Raw genomic sequence first — 15,594 nt, 5'->3', positions numbered from 1 at the left:
CGACCGCTCAGCGGCGCTGGTTGCGCGGCGTCGGCCGCTTGCCGCCCGGCTTGCCCGAGCTGGGCCTGCCCGACCTGGCGGCGTCCGCGTTCTGCGCCTGGCGCTGCGCCAGCTTGCTGGCGGCGCCGGCGACCTCGTCGCGCAGCTTCATGTAGTTGGCCAGCCGCGCCTCGTCGATGTCGCCGTGCTCGATCGCCGCCTGCACCGCACAGCCGGGCTCGGCCTGGTGCGCGCAATCGTTGAAGCGGCACTGCGCGGCCAGCGCCTCGATGTCGGCGAAACCGCCTTCGGCCAGGTCCTCCTCGCCGGTGGGCTTGAGTTCGCGCATGCCCGGCGTGTCGATCAGGCAGGCGCCGGACGGCAGCGGCAGCAGCGCCCGGTGCGTGGTGGTGTGGCGACCGCGCGAATCGTTCTCGCGCACCGCCGCGGTGCGCATCTTCTGCACCCCGAGCAAGGTGTTGGTGAGGGTGGACTTGCCGGCGCCGGACGACCCGACCAGCACCGCGGTGCGCCCTGCCCCCAGCCACGGCCGCAGCGCCGCCACGCTATCGGCGTCCTTGGCGTTGACGGTCAGCAGCGGGATCGACTGCGCGGCCAACTCCTCCAGCACCGCCAGCGCATCGTCGGCGTACTCGGTGAGATCGGCCTTGGTCAGGATCACCACCGGCTCGGCGCCACCGCCGCCGACCAGCAGCAGGTAGCGCTCGATGCGCCGCGGATTGAAGTCCGCATCCAGGCCGCAGACGATGAACACCGTATCGATGTTGGCCGCGATCACCTGCTGGTGATAGTGCTCCCCGGCCGCGCCGCGCTTGATCGCGGTGCGCCGCGGCAGCAGCGCCACGATGCGCTTGTCGTCCTCCAGCAGCACCCAGTCGCCGACCGCGGCGCGCTCGTGGCTGGGGAAGCGCGGCCGCTGCCATTCCGGCAGCGACTCGACCTTGAAGCCGGTGTCCACCGCATCGGCCACCACATAGCCGGTGCGGTGCTGCTCGCTGACCCGCGCCGGCCGCGCCAGCGGGTGCGCGGCCATCGCCGCGAGCCAGGCCGGTTCTTCCGGCATGCCGGGCCAGGGCCAGCCGATCGCCTGGAGCGAGAGAAACGGATTTTTGGAATCGACCATATGCCGATTCTAAAGGCACGGGAAGGCTGCGATGTAAATTGGCGAAATTACGCTTGATGAGTAGCCGGGGCCAGCAGTGCTCGCTGCGAAGATACATATGATAAATACGGAAGTTCTACTGCGCGAACGCGGCGGTCGGAGACTGTCCGACCGCCGCCCCACACCGATCACCGCATCAGAATATCCGGCTGCAACCCATGATCTGCCCTATGGAATACTCCAGACTCAAAACTATCGGCGATGGCCATCGCATGAATGAGCCTGCGGCTCTCTGATATCGGCACCGACATCATCCCATTGTACTGATAGTCCGATACACTTCGCAGCCCCGACCCGCCGGCCATGACCGATTTCCAGGAATCAACGTCGTATTTGCCAGATGAGTCGATTTTCAGACTTCCCTGTCGGTAGCGCCGCCCCTGGCCTGCATCCGTGGACAAGCCCTGCATTGACCCGCCTTCCATTGCGATGGCGGATGCATGATGCGCGACGACTCCCGTATCAAGGCTCGAACTGAGCGTCTGCGCAACCGTGGATTGCTCGCGCCAAGTCTGTGAAAAGACCGGATCAAGCGCTGCACGTTGCTTGGCCGAAAGCGTAGTCTGCCCCTGAGAAGGTGCTGTCGTCCCAGCCATGGCGTTGACAAGTGCCTGAACGTCGGCGGCATACAACACTTTCCCGCCATCCTGGGTCCGGATACTTTCTACACGGTATTGCTCGCCAAGATACCAATCCTTGATCGTCAGCTTGTCCGATGTACCGATGATGGATATCTCAAGATTATTGCTGCTGGAGGGCCGCCTGAACCATAGCTGGTCATACGCGACGCCCGTAACGAAGCTGGCGACGTCAGCATTCCCAGCCGAGGAATCGTTCTCGACCACCGTGTCGGCTCCGTATGTCCGTCCAAACAGATAGACATCATCGCCGACCCCGCCCGTCAGCGTATCCGTGCCGGACCTGCCGTCCAAGGTGTCGTTTCCGCCGAGCGCCGATAGCGCGTTGTTGCCACTGTTTCCGACCAGAAGATTGACAATGGCATTGCCAGTGCCGTTGATCGCCGAAGTCCCGGACAGACTGAGATTCTCGACATTGGAGCCCAACGTGTAGCTTATGGCGGACAGCACGGTATCCATGCCTTCGTCAACGCGTTCGGTGACGATGTCTCCGGTCGCTCCGACCATGTAGGTATCGTCGCCCACGCCGCCCAGCATAGTGTCGTTCCCGGCTCCGCCATCGAGGGTGTCGTTGCCCTCGTATCCGGTGAGGGTGTTGGCGCCGCTGTTGCCGGTCAGGACGTTGTCACCGCCGTTTCCAGAGCCAGCCAAACCGCTGCTGCCGGTCAACGTCAGGTTTTCCACATTGTCGGCCAGCGTATAGCCGATCGAGGACTGGACGGTATCGACACCCTGCGACGCCCATTCCTCGACGACATCGCCTGCGCTTGCGACCACGTAGGTGTCGTTGCCTTCCCCGCCACGCATGTAATCGGAACCGGCCCCACCATTCAACGTGTCGTTGCCTGACCCGCCTTCGATGTCGTCATCGCCGTTGTTGCCGAGCAAGGTATCGTTGCCGTCGCCTCCCGTCAGGACATTGGCGGAGGCGTTGCCGGTGATGACGTTATCGAGGTCGTTACCGTTGCCGTACTCGGCGGATCCCAGCAAAGTCAGCCGCTCCACGTTGGCTGTCAGGTCGTAATCGATGTACGCATTCACGAGATCGTTGCCTTCGGCCGCGAACTCAATGACCCGATCCCGGTAGGCATCCACCGTATAGACATCGTCGCCGATTCCGCCGTACATCTCGTCGGCCGACAGGCCACCATTCAAGGTGTCGTTGCCGGCCAGCCCATACATGATATCCGGTGCATCCGTGCCGACCAGGGCGTCGGCGGCCGAGGTCCCGTTGATCTGGTTCATGACATCGATCGACACCAGTACCTGGGCGGACTGCCCCAGTGGATCGGTCGCGGTGAGTGTCAATGTCGAGCTCCACTGCGAAGCGGAATCGGGTGTTCCCGAGAATGTCGCAGTGGCGGAGTCGAACGCCAGCCATCCCGGCAGATTGCTCACCGAATACGTGAGCGGCTGGTCATCGACAAAGGTATCGGCGGGCAATGTATACGCGAACTGGGAGCCGATCACCGCCGAGCTCCAGAGCATGCTGACGTTCACAACCGGAGGCGCGTTACGCAACTGCTCGAGCGTCGTGCCTTTGCGGGTGGTTCGATCGCTATGGAAATAGAACTCATCGATCACGCCCGTCGCTACGTCGCCCGCATCGCTCTGTGCCCAGTAATTGCGGACCGTGATCGAATCCGATGCCGCACCCTGGAAGGAGAGGATCAGATCGTTCTCCTGGCGCGACCAGATCACATCCTGCGAACGTATCTCGCTGGAGAACAGGATGGTGCCAGAACCGCTTTCCGTACTCGCATCCGCCAATCGGATCAGATCGCGCCCGTCACCGCTACCGTAGTAGAAACTGTCTTTCCCCATAGCCAGCACTATTTCGTCGTCGCCCCTGCCCCCAGACAAGCCGGTGAGCCCGGAACCCGAGACAAGCAGGTCGTCCCCCTCATCGCCGGACAAAAAATCGGTGTAGCCGGATCCCGAATTTCCGCCGGAACGCAGCTCGTCGTTGCCCGCCCCACCATAGAGGTAATTTCCCGACGAGTTTCCGATGAGTATATTCGCTTCACTGCTCCCCCTCAGGGTATTGTTTCCATAAAGAGCCTCGCCAACCCGATAGATCTCTACATTCCGTCCTTCCGCCACAGTGAAACTGCGCGACTCCATGCGCATCACGATCGCGGTATCCACACCGCCCGTCGCGTCCTCGACGATCGTATCGAGATAGTCGATCGCATAGGCATCGTCCCCGCCGCCGCCGATCAAGGTGTTGGCGCCATACGCCATCGCGCCATCCAGCCTGTTGTTGCCCGCGTCGCCCGTGGCGCTCGTGCCATCCGCGGTCAACTCGATGTTCTCGATGCCCTGAAGACCTTCGAGGGAGTAGGAAATGGAGGCGCGGACCGTATCGATGGAGTTGTACCCGGGAACGGTGGGCTCGACGATGACATCGCCCAGGCTGTCCACCACGTAGATCTCGTTTGCGTCGCTTCCCTTCAGCACATCGTCCCCGCCCTTTCCATCCAGCAGATAGGACAGCCCGCGATGGCTGTAGATACCGGTCGGAGCAGCGATGCTGATCGTGTTGGCCAGATCGTTTCCGATCAGATTGCGTGGAATGTACTGCCCGTTCTGCAAAAACGAGAACCGGCTGTGCTCGGCCACCAGATTCTCGACGTTGGCCGCAAGCGTGATGTCGTAGAAAATACTGTAGATGGTATCCACGCCCCCGTCGGCCGACTCTTCGACCTGGAAGGTCGGCGCGGAAGACACCCCCGGCATGTAGGAAAAGTTATGCCGGAAGTAATAGGCGTCGTCTCCGGCACCGCCGATAAACCTGTCCGCGCTCTCATCCACCTCTACCTGGAAGACATCGTTGCCGTCGTCCCCATACACGACATCCAGCCCCTTGCCATCGACCAGAATGTCGTTTCCGGCATTTCCGTGCAGGATGTCGTCTCCGTCGCCGCCATTGACCTGGTCGTCGCCCATCCCGCCTGACAGTACGTCATTTCCGGCATACCCCACGATCTGGTCGGGAGCCGCAGTGCCCTCGTAGGTATCGTCGCCCTGCGTTCCCTGCCACGATTGCCTGTTGAAATTGGCCGCGGCCATGGTGACCGCATCTGAGAACTCGAGCGTATGCGCGGGCGCCCCCTGGGCCAGGAAGCCCTCGAGCCGCAGCATGTTTTCCATGCCTTGCTGGCCAACCATGACGTACAGATCGTCCCCGGCGATGATGAAGTTGTTCACCATCGTGCTGGCGATATTGTCCAGCACGATGCGGTCGCTGCCCGAGCCTGGCGCTCCCAGGCCCTTGATGGTATCGGCGCCCGAGTACCAGGCGACATGGTAGATGTCGTTGCCGGCGCCGCCATCGGCAATATCCACCTCGTCGGCGGGACCTTGCGCACCGAAATGGATGACGTCGTTGCCGGTACCGCCCAGCATCACGTCGTTGCCGATCCCATCGGTCAACGTGTCGTTGCCGCTGCCGCCATCCAGCAGATCGCCTCCACTGCCCGCACGCAGCGTGTCGTCCCCGGCCATGCCGTAGATCCGCCCCGCCTGGCTCGCGCCTTGCAGGCTATCGCTTCCGGAACCGCCACGCGTCGGTCCGCCCAGCATGTAATCCGATGCGAACGAGGACGCGGTGTAGACCTGGCCGTCGGCGCTGTAGACGGCCGCCTGACTGCCCGCGACGAAGAACCCGGCGACCGTGAGGCGATCCGGCTGGCCGACGACCTCGACGAGCAGATCGTCCCCGGATCTGGCGAACGCCAGTTCCTCCGCCCCCAATCCATCCTGGAAGGTGATCCGCTCGATCGCGCCGGCGGTCACCGTGACGACGTCGACGCCGAAACCGCGGTCGAACAGATAGCGGTTGTTGCCGACACCGCCGGACAGGCTGTCGTTACCCGCACCGCCGACCAAGGTGTCGTTGCCCGTGCCACCGGACAAGGTGTCGTTGCCGTCGCCGCCATCCAGGGCGTCATCGCCACCGTCGCCATACAGTTGATCGTTCTTCGTTCCGCCGGAAACGGTGTCGTTGCCGTCGCCTCCTGACAGAATATCGGCGCCATCGCCGCCGCTGAGGGTATCGGCGTCGCCACCACCGGAAAGCGTGTCGGCGCCGTTTCCGCCGACGAGCACATCGGCACCGTCCTCGCCGGAGAGGGTGTCGTCGCCATCGCCGCCATCGAGCGAATCGCCACCCAGGCCGCCCCACAGGACGTCGTTGTCCGCCCCGCCAGCCAGCACGTCGTTGCCCTCGCCGCCGAACAGTTCGTCCGCTCCCGCGCCGCCCAGCAACCGGTCGTCGCCGGTCTCGCCGGACAACATGTCGGCGCCGGTCCCGCCATCGAGCAGGTCGTTACCGCCGCCGCCCCAGAGCTTGTCCGCGCCGGCGCCGCCATAGAGCGCATCGTCGCCATGGTATTGCAGCGCAATCTCGGAGGGATTGGCGTCGCCGATCAGTTGATCGTCGCCGTCGTCGCCATAGATGACATCGCTGCCTCCCATGCCGGCGGCGATGTCGTCGCCGGCGCCGCCCTTGAGGATGTCGTCGCCATGCGCCGCGGCGTCGATGGCCAGGCTGTCGCCCAGCAGGGTGTCCACGCCGTCTCCGCCCAGCAAGGTATCGTTGCCGCCGAATCCTTCGAGAAGATCGTCGCCGGCGCCACCGTCCATCAGGTCGTCGCCATGATTGGCCAGCGGCACCTTGGCATCGTCGCCGGCCATCACATCGTTTCCCGAACCGCCGAACAGCGTGTCGTTGCCGTCGCCACCGCCGATCGTATCGTTGCCATCGCCGCCATCGATGTAGTCGGCATCCGGGTCGTCGGCGTCCTTGGTTTCGCCATAGGCGAATCCTTGGAGGTTGTCGTTGCCAAGGCCGCCGTGGATGATGTCGTTGCCACCGGATCCGATCACGACATCGTCGCCGTCCCCGGCGTCGATGATGTCGTTCCCGTTTATCTCCGCCGCGGCGGAGACGGTGAACGTCAACAAGCCTCTGGAAGACGCCACGCCGCGCGGATCGCCGACGATCGTGTCGTTCCCGTCGCCGCCGTAGAGGATGTCGTGACCATGCCCACCGTTGATGGCGTCGGCCCCCGCACCACCGACGACGATGTCGTCGCCTTCGCCGGCGAGCACATAGTCGTCGCCATCGCCCGCATCGATGACGTCATTGCCGCTGGGACGCGCATCGGGATCCAGGTAGTTCCATTTCAGTCCGTTCACGCCATCGAGCGCGCCGCCCTGCACGATGTACCATCCAGCGCCGCGCGCCACGATCGTTCCGTCGCCCAGGGACTGCTGTATCTCATTGTCCACCGCGGCCTGCTCCTGACTGGTCCACGGCCGCATGTCCGCTTGTTCCGATCCGTCGACGATGAAGTCGTTGCCCGCCCCGCCATAGAGATGATCGTCGCCGGAACCGCCCAGGATGAGATCGTCGCCGGCGCCGCCATCTAAGCGGTCATCGCCAGCGCCGCCCTCGATACCGTCGTTGCCCGCAAGGCCAATGACGACATCATTGGCATCGTTCGCACCGAACTCGCCGTAGGCGTCGGCATTGTCTGTCAAGTTGATCACTGCAGGAGACGTCACTACAGGCACTTCGCCGGACAAGGTGATGCCAAATTGCGTGTTGGACCATTTCTCGACGTAGATGGTGTCGCCGGTAACGAGGTTCTTGACGATCAAGCTACCGACCGGCTCTGGCACCCAGGTCAGCGTCAGGTTACCGGTAGCGTCCTGCCAAGTCGTTTCGGATAGCCGGGCACCGGCCGTCACCGCCACGTCATCGACATAGAGAACGCCATCGCCGCCGCTGTCGTAGATGCGGTCGATGGTCGCCAACACCGAATCGTTGCTGTAGAAACGATAGTGGTCGGTCCCCGCACCGCCGTACAGGCGGTCGTTGCCCGATCCCCCGCTGATGTCGTCGTTGCCCTTGCCGCCCAGTACCAGATCGTCGCCGCCGCCGGTGGCGATGGTATTGTTGCCGCTCAACGCGATCACCACGTCCGAGCGCGCATCCAGTTCGGAGCCGACATAGTGCATGGCGCCGCCGTCCTGCACGCCCCAACGTGCTTTTTCCAGCAGGGATGCATCGAAGGCCATGTCCTTTGTTTTTGCGGAGACGTATTGGCTCAGTGATTGGATGCCTGGATTCGCCTGTTTGCCAAGTGCTTTCGCATCGAAGCCGACATAGCCGTCGGCGCGGGTCAGGACTTCAGCAAGCAAGCCGGTGAATCCTTTCTGCGGCGTTCTGCCATTGGCCTGCTGATAGAGCCCGGCAAGCACCACGTCGATGAGCGCGGCGGCCAGATTGATCTGCTTGTCGTCTCCGTTTTCATGGACGGAGAACGAACCATCCGCCCCGCGCAGATCGGTGCCTACGATCTTCGCCAAGTCGGCCGCGAGCGCATCGAGCGAAGCTTCTCCTGCGATTTGGCGCTGGACCAACAACTCAAGCAAAGTACTAATAACACGACTTGTTGGCGCTATATTTTTGTATGCACCATCAAAAATTCTTGGCAGCAGTTCCTTGAAATTCTTGGCGGCTTCAATAAACACCTCTGATTTCATGAACCCCGCGAGCAGTGTCATCGAATGCAGGTCGACGGCCTTGGTGAAATCGGCACCTACGCTTCCGCCCCACCCGAAGAGACTTTCCGCCTCCGGATCGATCAAAAGTGGATTTCCGTCATTGATCTTGAATCCATTTCCCGTCACGTAGCTGAGCACCTCGCCCGCCACCACGACCTGCTGCACATTCGATTTTCGCTCGCTATAATCGAGCTGATCGTAGTCGTAGAACTCCTGGGGGATGGTATAGCCTGCAAGTTCCAAAGCCGCCTGATAAGCGACGTACGTAAACGTCGCCGCCGACAGCTCGAAGGGCGCCTGATCGAAGACGACCGCTTTTTTGTCGAAATAGACCGCCATCAGCGAAGCGAGGCCGCCGCCCAGCGAATGACCGGTGAAACTTGTCTTTGCCGGATCCACGCCCGGCAACTTCAGTACTTCCAGGTAGAAGGCTATCGCCTCGTAGGCCTGGGAGAATGCGCCTACGCCTGCCGGGATATTGCCCGTAACCCAGTCGTTAAGGGCAGCACCGTCCTCTCCAGTCGTCCCGGCGTAAGCGATCACCACTTCGCCCGTGGCCGCATTGCGATAGGCCTTGGCCATGAAGCCCGTCGGCGAGATTCTCTCCCCGATCATATTCCATCCATTGGGGAGCTGAAGTGTATTCAGTTCCGACCTCACGCTGGACTTCGCCCCATAGACATTCGCCGAAAGCTGTGCGTAATCAAGCTGCGTTTTACTGAAATCCATTTCTAACCATCCTCTATCGATTGAAGAATTTATTGGCAAACTGCATATTCTCGATCTTTATAAAACTCGGAAATCAATTCCGGAGGCCCTGCCCTGGATTGTCTCGTCACATAAGCAATGTCATCCCATGACAGATAGGTCACCGGCTTGTCCGCATGACGGAATCCCCAGTTCCCGGTTCCAGATAAATTGATCCCCATGCGTGCGATTGGCGCGTCATGCTGATCGATCTTCTGCATTAACCCTTTGCGCCAGCGATAAACATCAATCAAATAAGACCCAATAGGCTTGCCAACACAAAAATCCTTGAAGTCATCGCCAGGAACGATAATTAAATATGCGTCGCCATCTATAACGTCAAATGACAACATCTCCGGAACTGCCCCCCCCTTTCTTGTAGACCAATGGACCCCTAAAGGGGCATAACTGATTTCCTGATAGACAGGAGGCCCGTCTGTCGTATTGGGAAACCCGCTCTTCAACGCCACCGAATACCGCTCTACGTCGATCCGGCGCCCATCGCTGAGCCAGACCTGCTCCTTCCAGCGCATCTCGTCCTTGTTGCTGCATCCCGGCGTCGAGACGACTGCGCCGAGCAGCACGCCGATGACACTCCATCTGACTTTCATCATTTCATCTTCTCCATCGCGCATCCCATTCAAAGATCGATCCAGCGGTCCCAGGCAATTTCCATTTCAAATGAATTCAAGCAATGACCAGTCTTCATTGCTTGAATGCACTTGCCCTACGAGATTACCGTCTTGCTCGGCCATGTGCGCGCTCTGGCAGACTTCGTTTTGCCGCACCCCATCGTGACGCTCAGCACCGTCCTCTGCAGTCGTCTCTGCGTAAGCGACCACCACTTCGCCCGTGGCCGCATTGCGATAGGCCTTGGCCATGAACCCCGTCGGCGAGATCCTCTCCCCGATCATATTCCATCCATTTGGCAGTTGAAGTGTATTCAGCTCCGACCTAACGCCGGATTTCGCTCCATACACATTTGCTGCCAGCTGCGCATAATCGAACTGCGTTTTACTGAAATCCATTTCCACTCACCCTTTAGTGATTGACAAATTTATTGGCAAACCGCATATTCCCGCTTTTTAAAAAAATCGGAAACCAACTTCGGAGGTCCCGCGCTGGGCTGTCCTGTCACGTAAGCGATGTCATCCCATGACAGGTAGGTCACCGGCTTGTCCGCATGGCGGAATCCCCAGTTCCCGGTTCCAGATAAATTGATCCCCATGCGTACGATTGGCGCGTCATGCTGATCGATCTTCTGCATTAACCCTTTGCGCCAGCGATAAACATCAATCAAATAAGACCCAATAGGCTTGCCAACACAAAAATCCTTGAAGTCATCGCCAGGAACGATAATTAAATATGCGTCGCCATCCATAACGTCAAATGACAACATCTCCGGAACTGCCCCCCCCTTTCTTGTAGACCAATGGACCCCTAAAGGGGCATAACTGATTTCCTGATAGACAGGAGGCCCGTCTGTCGTATTGGGAAACCCGCTCTTCAACGCCACCGAATACCGCTCTACGTCGATCCGGCGCCCATCGCTGAGCCAGACCTGCTCCTTCCAGCGCATCTCGTCCTTGTTGCTGCATCCCGGCGTCGAGACGACTGCGCCGAGCAGCACGCCGATGACACTCCATCTGACTTTCATCATTTCATCTTCTCCATCGCGCATCCCATTCAAAGATCGATCCAGCGGTCCCAGGCAATTTCCATTTCAAATGAATTCAAGCAATGACCAGTCTTCATTGCTTGAATGCACTTGCCCTACGAGATTACCGTCTTGCTCGGCCATGTGCGCGCTCTGGCAGACTTCGTTTTGCCGCACCCCATCGTGACGCTCAGCACCGTCCTCTGCAGTCGTCTCTGCGTAAGCGACCACCACTTCGCCCGTGGCCGCATTGCGATAGGCCTTGGCCATGAACCCCGTCGGCGAGATCCTCTCCCCGATCGGATTCCATCCATTGGGGAGCTGAACTGTATTCAGTTCCGACCTCCCGCTGGACTTCGCCCCATAGACATTCGCCGAAAGCTGCGCGTAATCAAGCTGCGTTTTACTGAAATCCATTTCCATCCATCCCCTATCGATTGAAGAATTTATTGGCAAACCGCATATTCTCTATCTTTATAAAACTCGGAAATCAATTCCGGAGGCCCTGCCCTGGATTGTCTCGTCACATAAGCAATGTCATCCCATGACAGATAGGTCACCGGCTTGTCCGCATGACGGAATCCCCAGTTCCCGGTTCCAGATAGATTGATCCCCATGCGTGCGATTGGCGCGTCGTGTTGATCAATCTTCTGCATCGCACCTTTATGCCATCGATAGACATTAATCAAATAAGAACCCTTGGGCTTGCCAATACAAAATCTCTCCAGTTTATCGTTGTCATGAACCACGAGATACGCATCACCTTCGATAATGTCGAAGGTATTCATACTACTTGAGCCATTCACACCTGCATCCTTGGTAGACCAATGCACGCCCAAAGGCGCATAGTTGATCTCCTGATAGACAGGAGGCCCGTCGGTGGTATTGGGGAAACCGCTCTTCAACGCCACCGAATAACGGTCCACGTCGATACGCCGCCCATCGCTGAGCCAGACCTGCTCCTTCCAGCGCATCTCCTGCTTGTTGCTGCATCCCGCCAATGCGACGGCCACAGTCAGCAAGCCTGACGTTGCCCATCTGTACGTCACCATCTCGCTACCCCTCGTAGGTTTTCTACAGACTCAGGAATCCTGGGCACCACGCATTCGAGTTGACTGAGCAATGAAGGAAATCCCTTGCTTAAACCTCTTTGCCTCGCAGGTTGCCGCATTGCCGATCATTGTCCGCCGTCAGCGCTCCCGCAGCGCTTCATGTCCGTGCTGGTGCAGGGGACTGAGCAGGTAGTCGATCACCCGGCGTCTCCCGGTCTTGATCTCTATGCTCAAGTTCATCCCCGGAGTAAGCGCCACCTTGACCCCATCGATCATCAAGGTTGGATCGCTCAGCTTCACCCTTGTCGGAAATACCAGCCCCATCTTCTCGTCCTGCGCCGCATCGTGGGACACAGATTGCACCGTCCCCTCCAGGTAGCCATAGCGCGTATACGGGAAACTCTCCACCTTGACCGTGGCCCGTTGACCCGGCCGCACGAAACCGATGTCCTTGTTAAGCACCGTAGCTTCCACTTCCAGCGCCTCCTCGCTGGGCACCACCGCCAGCAGCGCTTGTGCCGGCGTCACGACGCCGCCGACGGTGTGCATCGCCAACTGCTGCACCGTGCCGTCCACTGGCGCCCGCAGCTGCATGAGCCGGTCGCGTTGTTCGGTCTTCGCGACTTCCGGGGCGAACTGCTGCACCTGTTCGTGGGCCTGGCGCAACCCATCCAGGGTCTGCTGTAGAGTGTCGGCAGTCAGCATGAGCAGTTCTTCCTGTGCTCCCTTCAACGCCGACGTGGTTTCCTGCAAGCGGCTGCGCTGCGATGCCAGATCGCGCTCTGCGGCAATCCGCTCCTGTTCGCGCAACAGATAATCGTGCCGACCTACGTAACGGCCTTCCACCAACTTGGCGTAGTCCTGAGAACGACTTGTCGCGATCTTGGCCGATTCGGCCAACGGGCCAATGAGCGATTGCACGGTCTGAATTTCCGCGCGCCGTTGGCTGATCGCCGCTTGCAGGTTGTGGCGCTTGGCCTGATAGGCTTCGAATTGGCTGAGGGCCAGTTGTTGCTCCGTCCGGAACCGATCTACTGGGAGCGAGGCATCCGTCTGCATGGAAGGAGGCTTACCGGCTTGCAAGGCCTCGGCCACGGCGGCCAACCGCAGCATCGCCATTCGGGCATTGACCAGGGCATCACCTGCTTTCGCATAGTCCGCTCCGGTGCCAGTGGCGTCCAATTCGATCAACAGCTGACCGCGCTTTACGATTTGTCCGTCCTGGACCAGGATGCGCTTCACCACGGCTGTCTCGGCCGGTTGAATGACTTTTGTCCGGCTGCCCACCACCGTCTTGCCTGGTGCCACCGCCACGATATCGAGCTGGCCAAAAACCGCCCACAGCAGCGCCACGCAGAAAAACGCGATGATCAGGCGCATTGTCCAGCGCGCGGTTGGCGAGACCGGGGTATCGGTCAACTCAAGATGGGCAGGCAGGAAAGCCAGTTCATCTTCGGTGCGCCGGGGAGGGTCCAGCGTATCGCGAACCGACCAGGCCACCTTGAACACTTGACCATAGCGGCCAAGGAACTCGCGCGCAGCTTCGACGGCCTGCTTCATACCGCACCCTCCTGCAGCTTGTGCAGCCTGGCATAGTGGCCGTTGGGGCGATTGACCAGCTGCTCATGGGTACCGGTTTCCACCATCTGACCCTTTTCGATCACGACAATGCGATTGGCATGGCGCACCGTCGACAGGCGGTGGGCAATGATCAGCACCGTACGGCCTTGGCAGATGGTGCGCATATTGCGCATCACCGCATGTTCCGACTCGTAATCCAACGCACTGGTGGCTTCATCCAGAATCAGAATGCGCGGGTTGGTGATGAGCGCCCGGGCGATGGCCAGGCGCTGACGCTGACCACCGGAGAGCGAAGCGCCTTGTTCCCCGACCACGGTGTCGTAACCTTCGGGCAATTCCAGAATGAAGTCATGGGCGCCGGCCAGCTTGGCTGCCTGGATCACGCGCTGCAGCGGGATGCCTGGATCGCTGAGCGCAATGTTTTCGCGCACACTACGATTGAAAAGAAAGTTTTCTTGAAGCACCACACCCAGTTGGCGGCGCAGCCAGGCCGGATCGGCCAAGGCCAGATCGTGGCCGTCGATCAGCACCCGCCCGCGTTCCGGCACGTACAGCCGCTGGACCAATTTTGTCAAGGTGCTCTTGCCCGAGCCTGAGCGGCCGACGATGCCGATGATTTCTCCCGGAGCGATGTCCAGGACGATGCCGCTCAGCACCTCGGCAGTCTCGGGTCGATAGCGGAAACTCACCTTGTCGAAGGTCACGCGCCCCTGAATGGGCGGCAAGGTCATGCGGCTACCAGGTAGCTCGGCCCTGGTGTTGAGGATGTCGCCCATGCGCTCGACCGAGATGCCGACCTGCTGGAACTCCTGCCACAGCTGCGCCAGACGCACGATCGGAGTGGCCACTTGGCCGGAAAGCATGTTGAAGGCGATCAACTGGCCGACCGACAGTTTGCCATCGATTACCAGCTTGGCACCGAAAAAAAGGATGCCAATGCTGACCAACTTCTGTACCAACTGGATGCCTTGCTGGCCGATACTTGCCAAGCGCATGACCCGGAACGAGGCCCCGACATAGCCAGCCAATTGATTGTCCCAAGTGCGGGTGACACGCGGATCCACGGCGGTAGCCTTGACCGTCCCGATGCCGTTGATCGTTTCCACCAAGAAGGACTGGTTGTCGGCGCCACGGGCGAACTTCTCATCCAGGCACTTGCGCAGCGCCGGAGTAATCGAGGCCGACCACAAGGCATAGATCGGCAGGGAAATCACTACGATCAAGGTCAGCCAGACGCTGTAATAGAACATCACCGCCAGAAACACCACGGTGAACAGCAAATCGAGAACCGAGGTCAGGGCCTGACCGGTCAAGAAGTTGCGTATGTTCTCGAGCTCGCGAACCCGGGCGATGGTATCGCCGACCCGTCGCGACTCGAAATAACTCAGCGGCAAGGCCAGGATGTGGCGGAACAGGCGAGCGCCCAGTTCGACATCGATTTTACTGGTGGTGTGAAAGAAAACGTAGCTGCGCAGGCCCGATAGAATCACGTCGAAGACGGCAATAGATACCAGCCCGATAGCAATCACTTCCAGCGTGGTGATGCTGTGGTGCACCAGCACCTTGTCCATGACCACCTGGTAGAACAGGGGCGTGACCAGCGCGAATAGCTGGATGAACAACGAGACCACCAACACTTCAATCAGTAACTTGCGGTACTTCACCACGGCCGGTACGAACCAGCGGAAGTCGAACTTGGCCAGTTGACCCAAGACCGAGGCGCGTGAGGTCACCAGCAACAAGCGGCCGGCATAACGGGCGTCGAATTCGGCACGAGGCAGCACTTGAGGCCGTTGTCGAGTCAGGTCATGGATCAGAACACTGTCATCGCTGACCTTGGCAACCAGAAAATGCTGACCATCCGGTTGCCAGGACAGGGCGGGGAGAGCCACCTTGTTCAATCGATCGGCCGGCTGCAAGACGAAGCGGGCCTTCAGGCTCAGCCGCTTGGCGGACAGCAGGAGCGCAGTCTCGTCGAAAATCTCGCCCGAGCTACCGAACTGATGGGCTAGCTGCGCCGGGTCGGCTGCAATTCCATGGAATTGAGCCAACAACACCAGCCCCATCAGCCCCTCATCCCTGGGTTGTGACGCTTCCTCGGACGCTCCTGACGTCAGAGCCACCGCTAATTTGGCCGTTCCTGGTGCCATGGATCCTCCTGATCCAAACGCTGTTCCGTAG

Annotated in this window: 9 protein-coding genes; all 9 read right to left on the bottom strand. The window is 60.1% G+C overall.

All coding sequences use genetic code 11. The annotated features are described in order from the left end of the window. Window positions 1–7: 7 nt before the first annotated feature. Entirely contained in the window at window positions 8–1,123 is a 1,116-nt protein-coding gene (rsgA, locus tag FZ025_RS12605) for a ribosome small subunit-dependent GTPase A (protein WP_046980189.1), read from the bottom strand. A gap of 167 nt (window positions 1,124–1,290) precedes the next feature. Further along, the gene (locus FZ025_RS12600) at window positions 1,291–9,105 is read right to left on the bottom strand and encodes a Tle-like phospholipase domain-containing protein (RefSeq protein ID WP_104558119.1); all 7,815 of its coding nucleotides are present in this window, start codon (window positions 9,103–9,105) and stop codon (window positions 1,291–1,293) included. Between the two features lie 29 nt (window positions 9,106–9,134). After that, window positions 9,135–9,737 (bottom strand): hypothetical protein, encoded by a 603-nt coding sequence (locus FZ025_RS12595; RefSeq protein ID WP_158185565.1) that lies wholly within the window; start codon window positions 9,735–9,737, stop codon window positions 9,135–9,137. A 63-nt stretch (window positions 9,738–9,800) separates the two neighbouring features. Then, entirely contained in the window at window positions 9,801–10,151 is a 351-nt protein-coding gene (locus FZ025_RS12590; RefSeq protein WP_158185564.1) for a hypothetical protein, read from the bottom strand. Between the two features lie 29 nt (window positions 10,152–10,180). Further along, on the bottom strand, window positions 10,181–10,783 hold the full coding sequence (locus tag FZ025_RS12585) for a hypothetical protein (protein WP_158185563.1): 603 nt from the start codon (window positions 10,781–10,783) through the stop codon (window positions 10,181–10,183). 63 nt (window positions 10,784–10,846) lie between these two features. Next, on the bottom strand, window positions 10,847–11,197 hold the full coding sequence (locus FZ025_RS12580) for a hypothetical protein (protein WP_158185562.1): 351 nt from the start codon (window positions 11,195–11,197) through the stop codon (window positions 10,847–10,849). A 29-nt stretch (window positions 11,198–11,226) separates the two neighbouring features. After that, window positions 11,227–11,832: a hypothetical protein gene (locus tag FZ025_RS12575; protein ID WP_046978425.1), complete on the bottom strand. Its 606-nt coding sequence runs from the start codon at window positions 11,830–11,832 to the stop codon at window positions 11,227–11,229. A gap of 138 nt (window positions 11,833–11,970) precedes the next feature. Then, on the bottom strand, window positions 11,971–13,392 hold the full coding sequence (locus FZ025_RS12570) for an HlyD family type I secretion periplasmic adaptor subunit (RefSeq protein WP_046978424.1): 1,422 nt from the start codon (window positions 13,390–13,392) through the stop codon (window positions 11,971–11,973). Continuing rightward, the gene (locus tag FZ025_RS12565; protein ID WP_046978423.1) at window positions 13,389–15,563 is read right to left on the bottom strand and encodes a type I secretion system permease/ATPase; all 2,175 of its coding nucleotides are present in this window, start codon (window positions 15,561–15,563) and stop codon (window positions 13,389–13,391) included. The genes FZ025_RS12570 and FZ025_RS12565 overlap by 4 nt, the downstream gene beginning before the upstream one ends. Window positions 15,564–15,594 lie beyond the last annotated feature (31 nt).

The organism is Xanthomonas hyacinthi (assembly GCF_009769165.1).
Lineage (GTDB): Bacteria > Pseudomonadota > Gammaproteobacteria > Xanthomonadales > Xanthomonadaceae > Xanthomonas_A > Xanthomonas_A hyacinthi.
Note: the sequence above shows the minus strand (reverse complement) of the source record. Positions and strands in the feature narration are given on the sequence as shown.

Excerpts from the sequence above, each read along its gene's own strand:
- rsgA (WP_046980189.1), bottom strand. The coding sequence starts at position 1,123 with ATGGTCGATTCCAAAAATCCGTTTCTCTCGCTCCAGGCGATCGGCTGG.
- FZ025_RS12600 (WP_104558119.1), bottom strand. The coding sequence starts at position 9,105 with ATGGATTTCAGTAAAACGCAGCTTGATTACGCACAGCTTTCGGCGAAT.
- FZ025_RS12595 (WP_158185565.1), bottom strand. The coding sequence starts at position 9,737 with ATGATGAAAGTCAGATGGAGTGTCATCGGCGTGCTGCTCGGCGCAGTC.
- FZ025_RS12590 (WP_158185564.1), bottom strand. The coding sequence starts at position 10,151 with ATGGATTTCAGTAAAACGCAGTTCGATTATGCGCAGCTGGCAGCAAAT.
- FZ025_RS12585 (WP_158185563.1), bottom strand. The coding sequence starts at position 10,783 with ATGATGAAAGTCAGATGGAGTGTCATCGGCGTGCTGCTCGGCGCAGTC.
- FZ025_RS12580 (WP_158185562.1), bottom strand. The coding sequence starts at position 11,197 with ATGGATTTCAGTAAAACGCAGCTTGATTACGCGCAGCTTTCGGCGAAT.
- FZ025_RS12575 (WP_046978425.1), bottom strand. The coding sequence starts at position 11,832 with ATGGTGACGTACAGATGGGCAACGTCAGGCTTGCTGACTGTGGCCGTC.
- FZ025_RS12570 (WP_046978424.1), bottom strand. The coding sequence starts at position 13,392 with ATGAAGCAGGCCGTCGAAGCTGCGCGCGAGTTCCTTGGCCGCTATGGT.
- FZ025_RS12565 (WP_046978423.1), bottom strand. The coding sequence starts at position 15,563 with ATGGCACCAGGAACGGCCAAATTAGCGGTGGCTCTGACGTCAGGAGCG.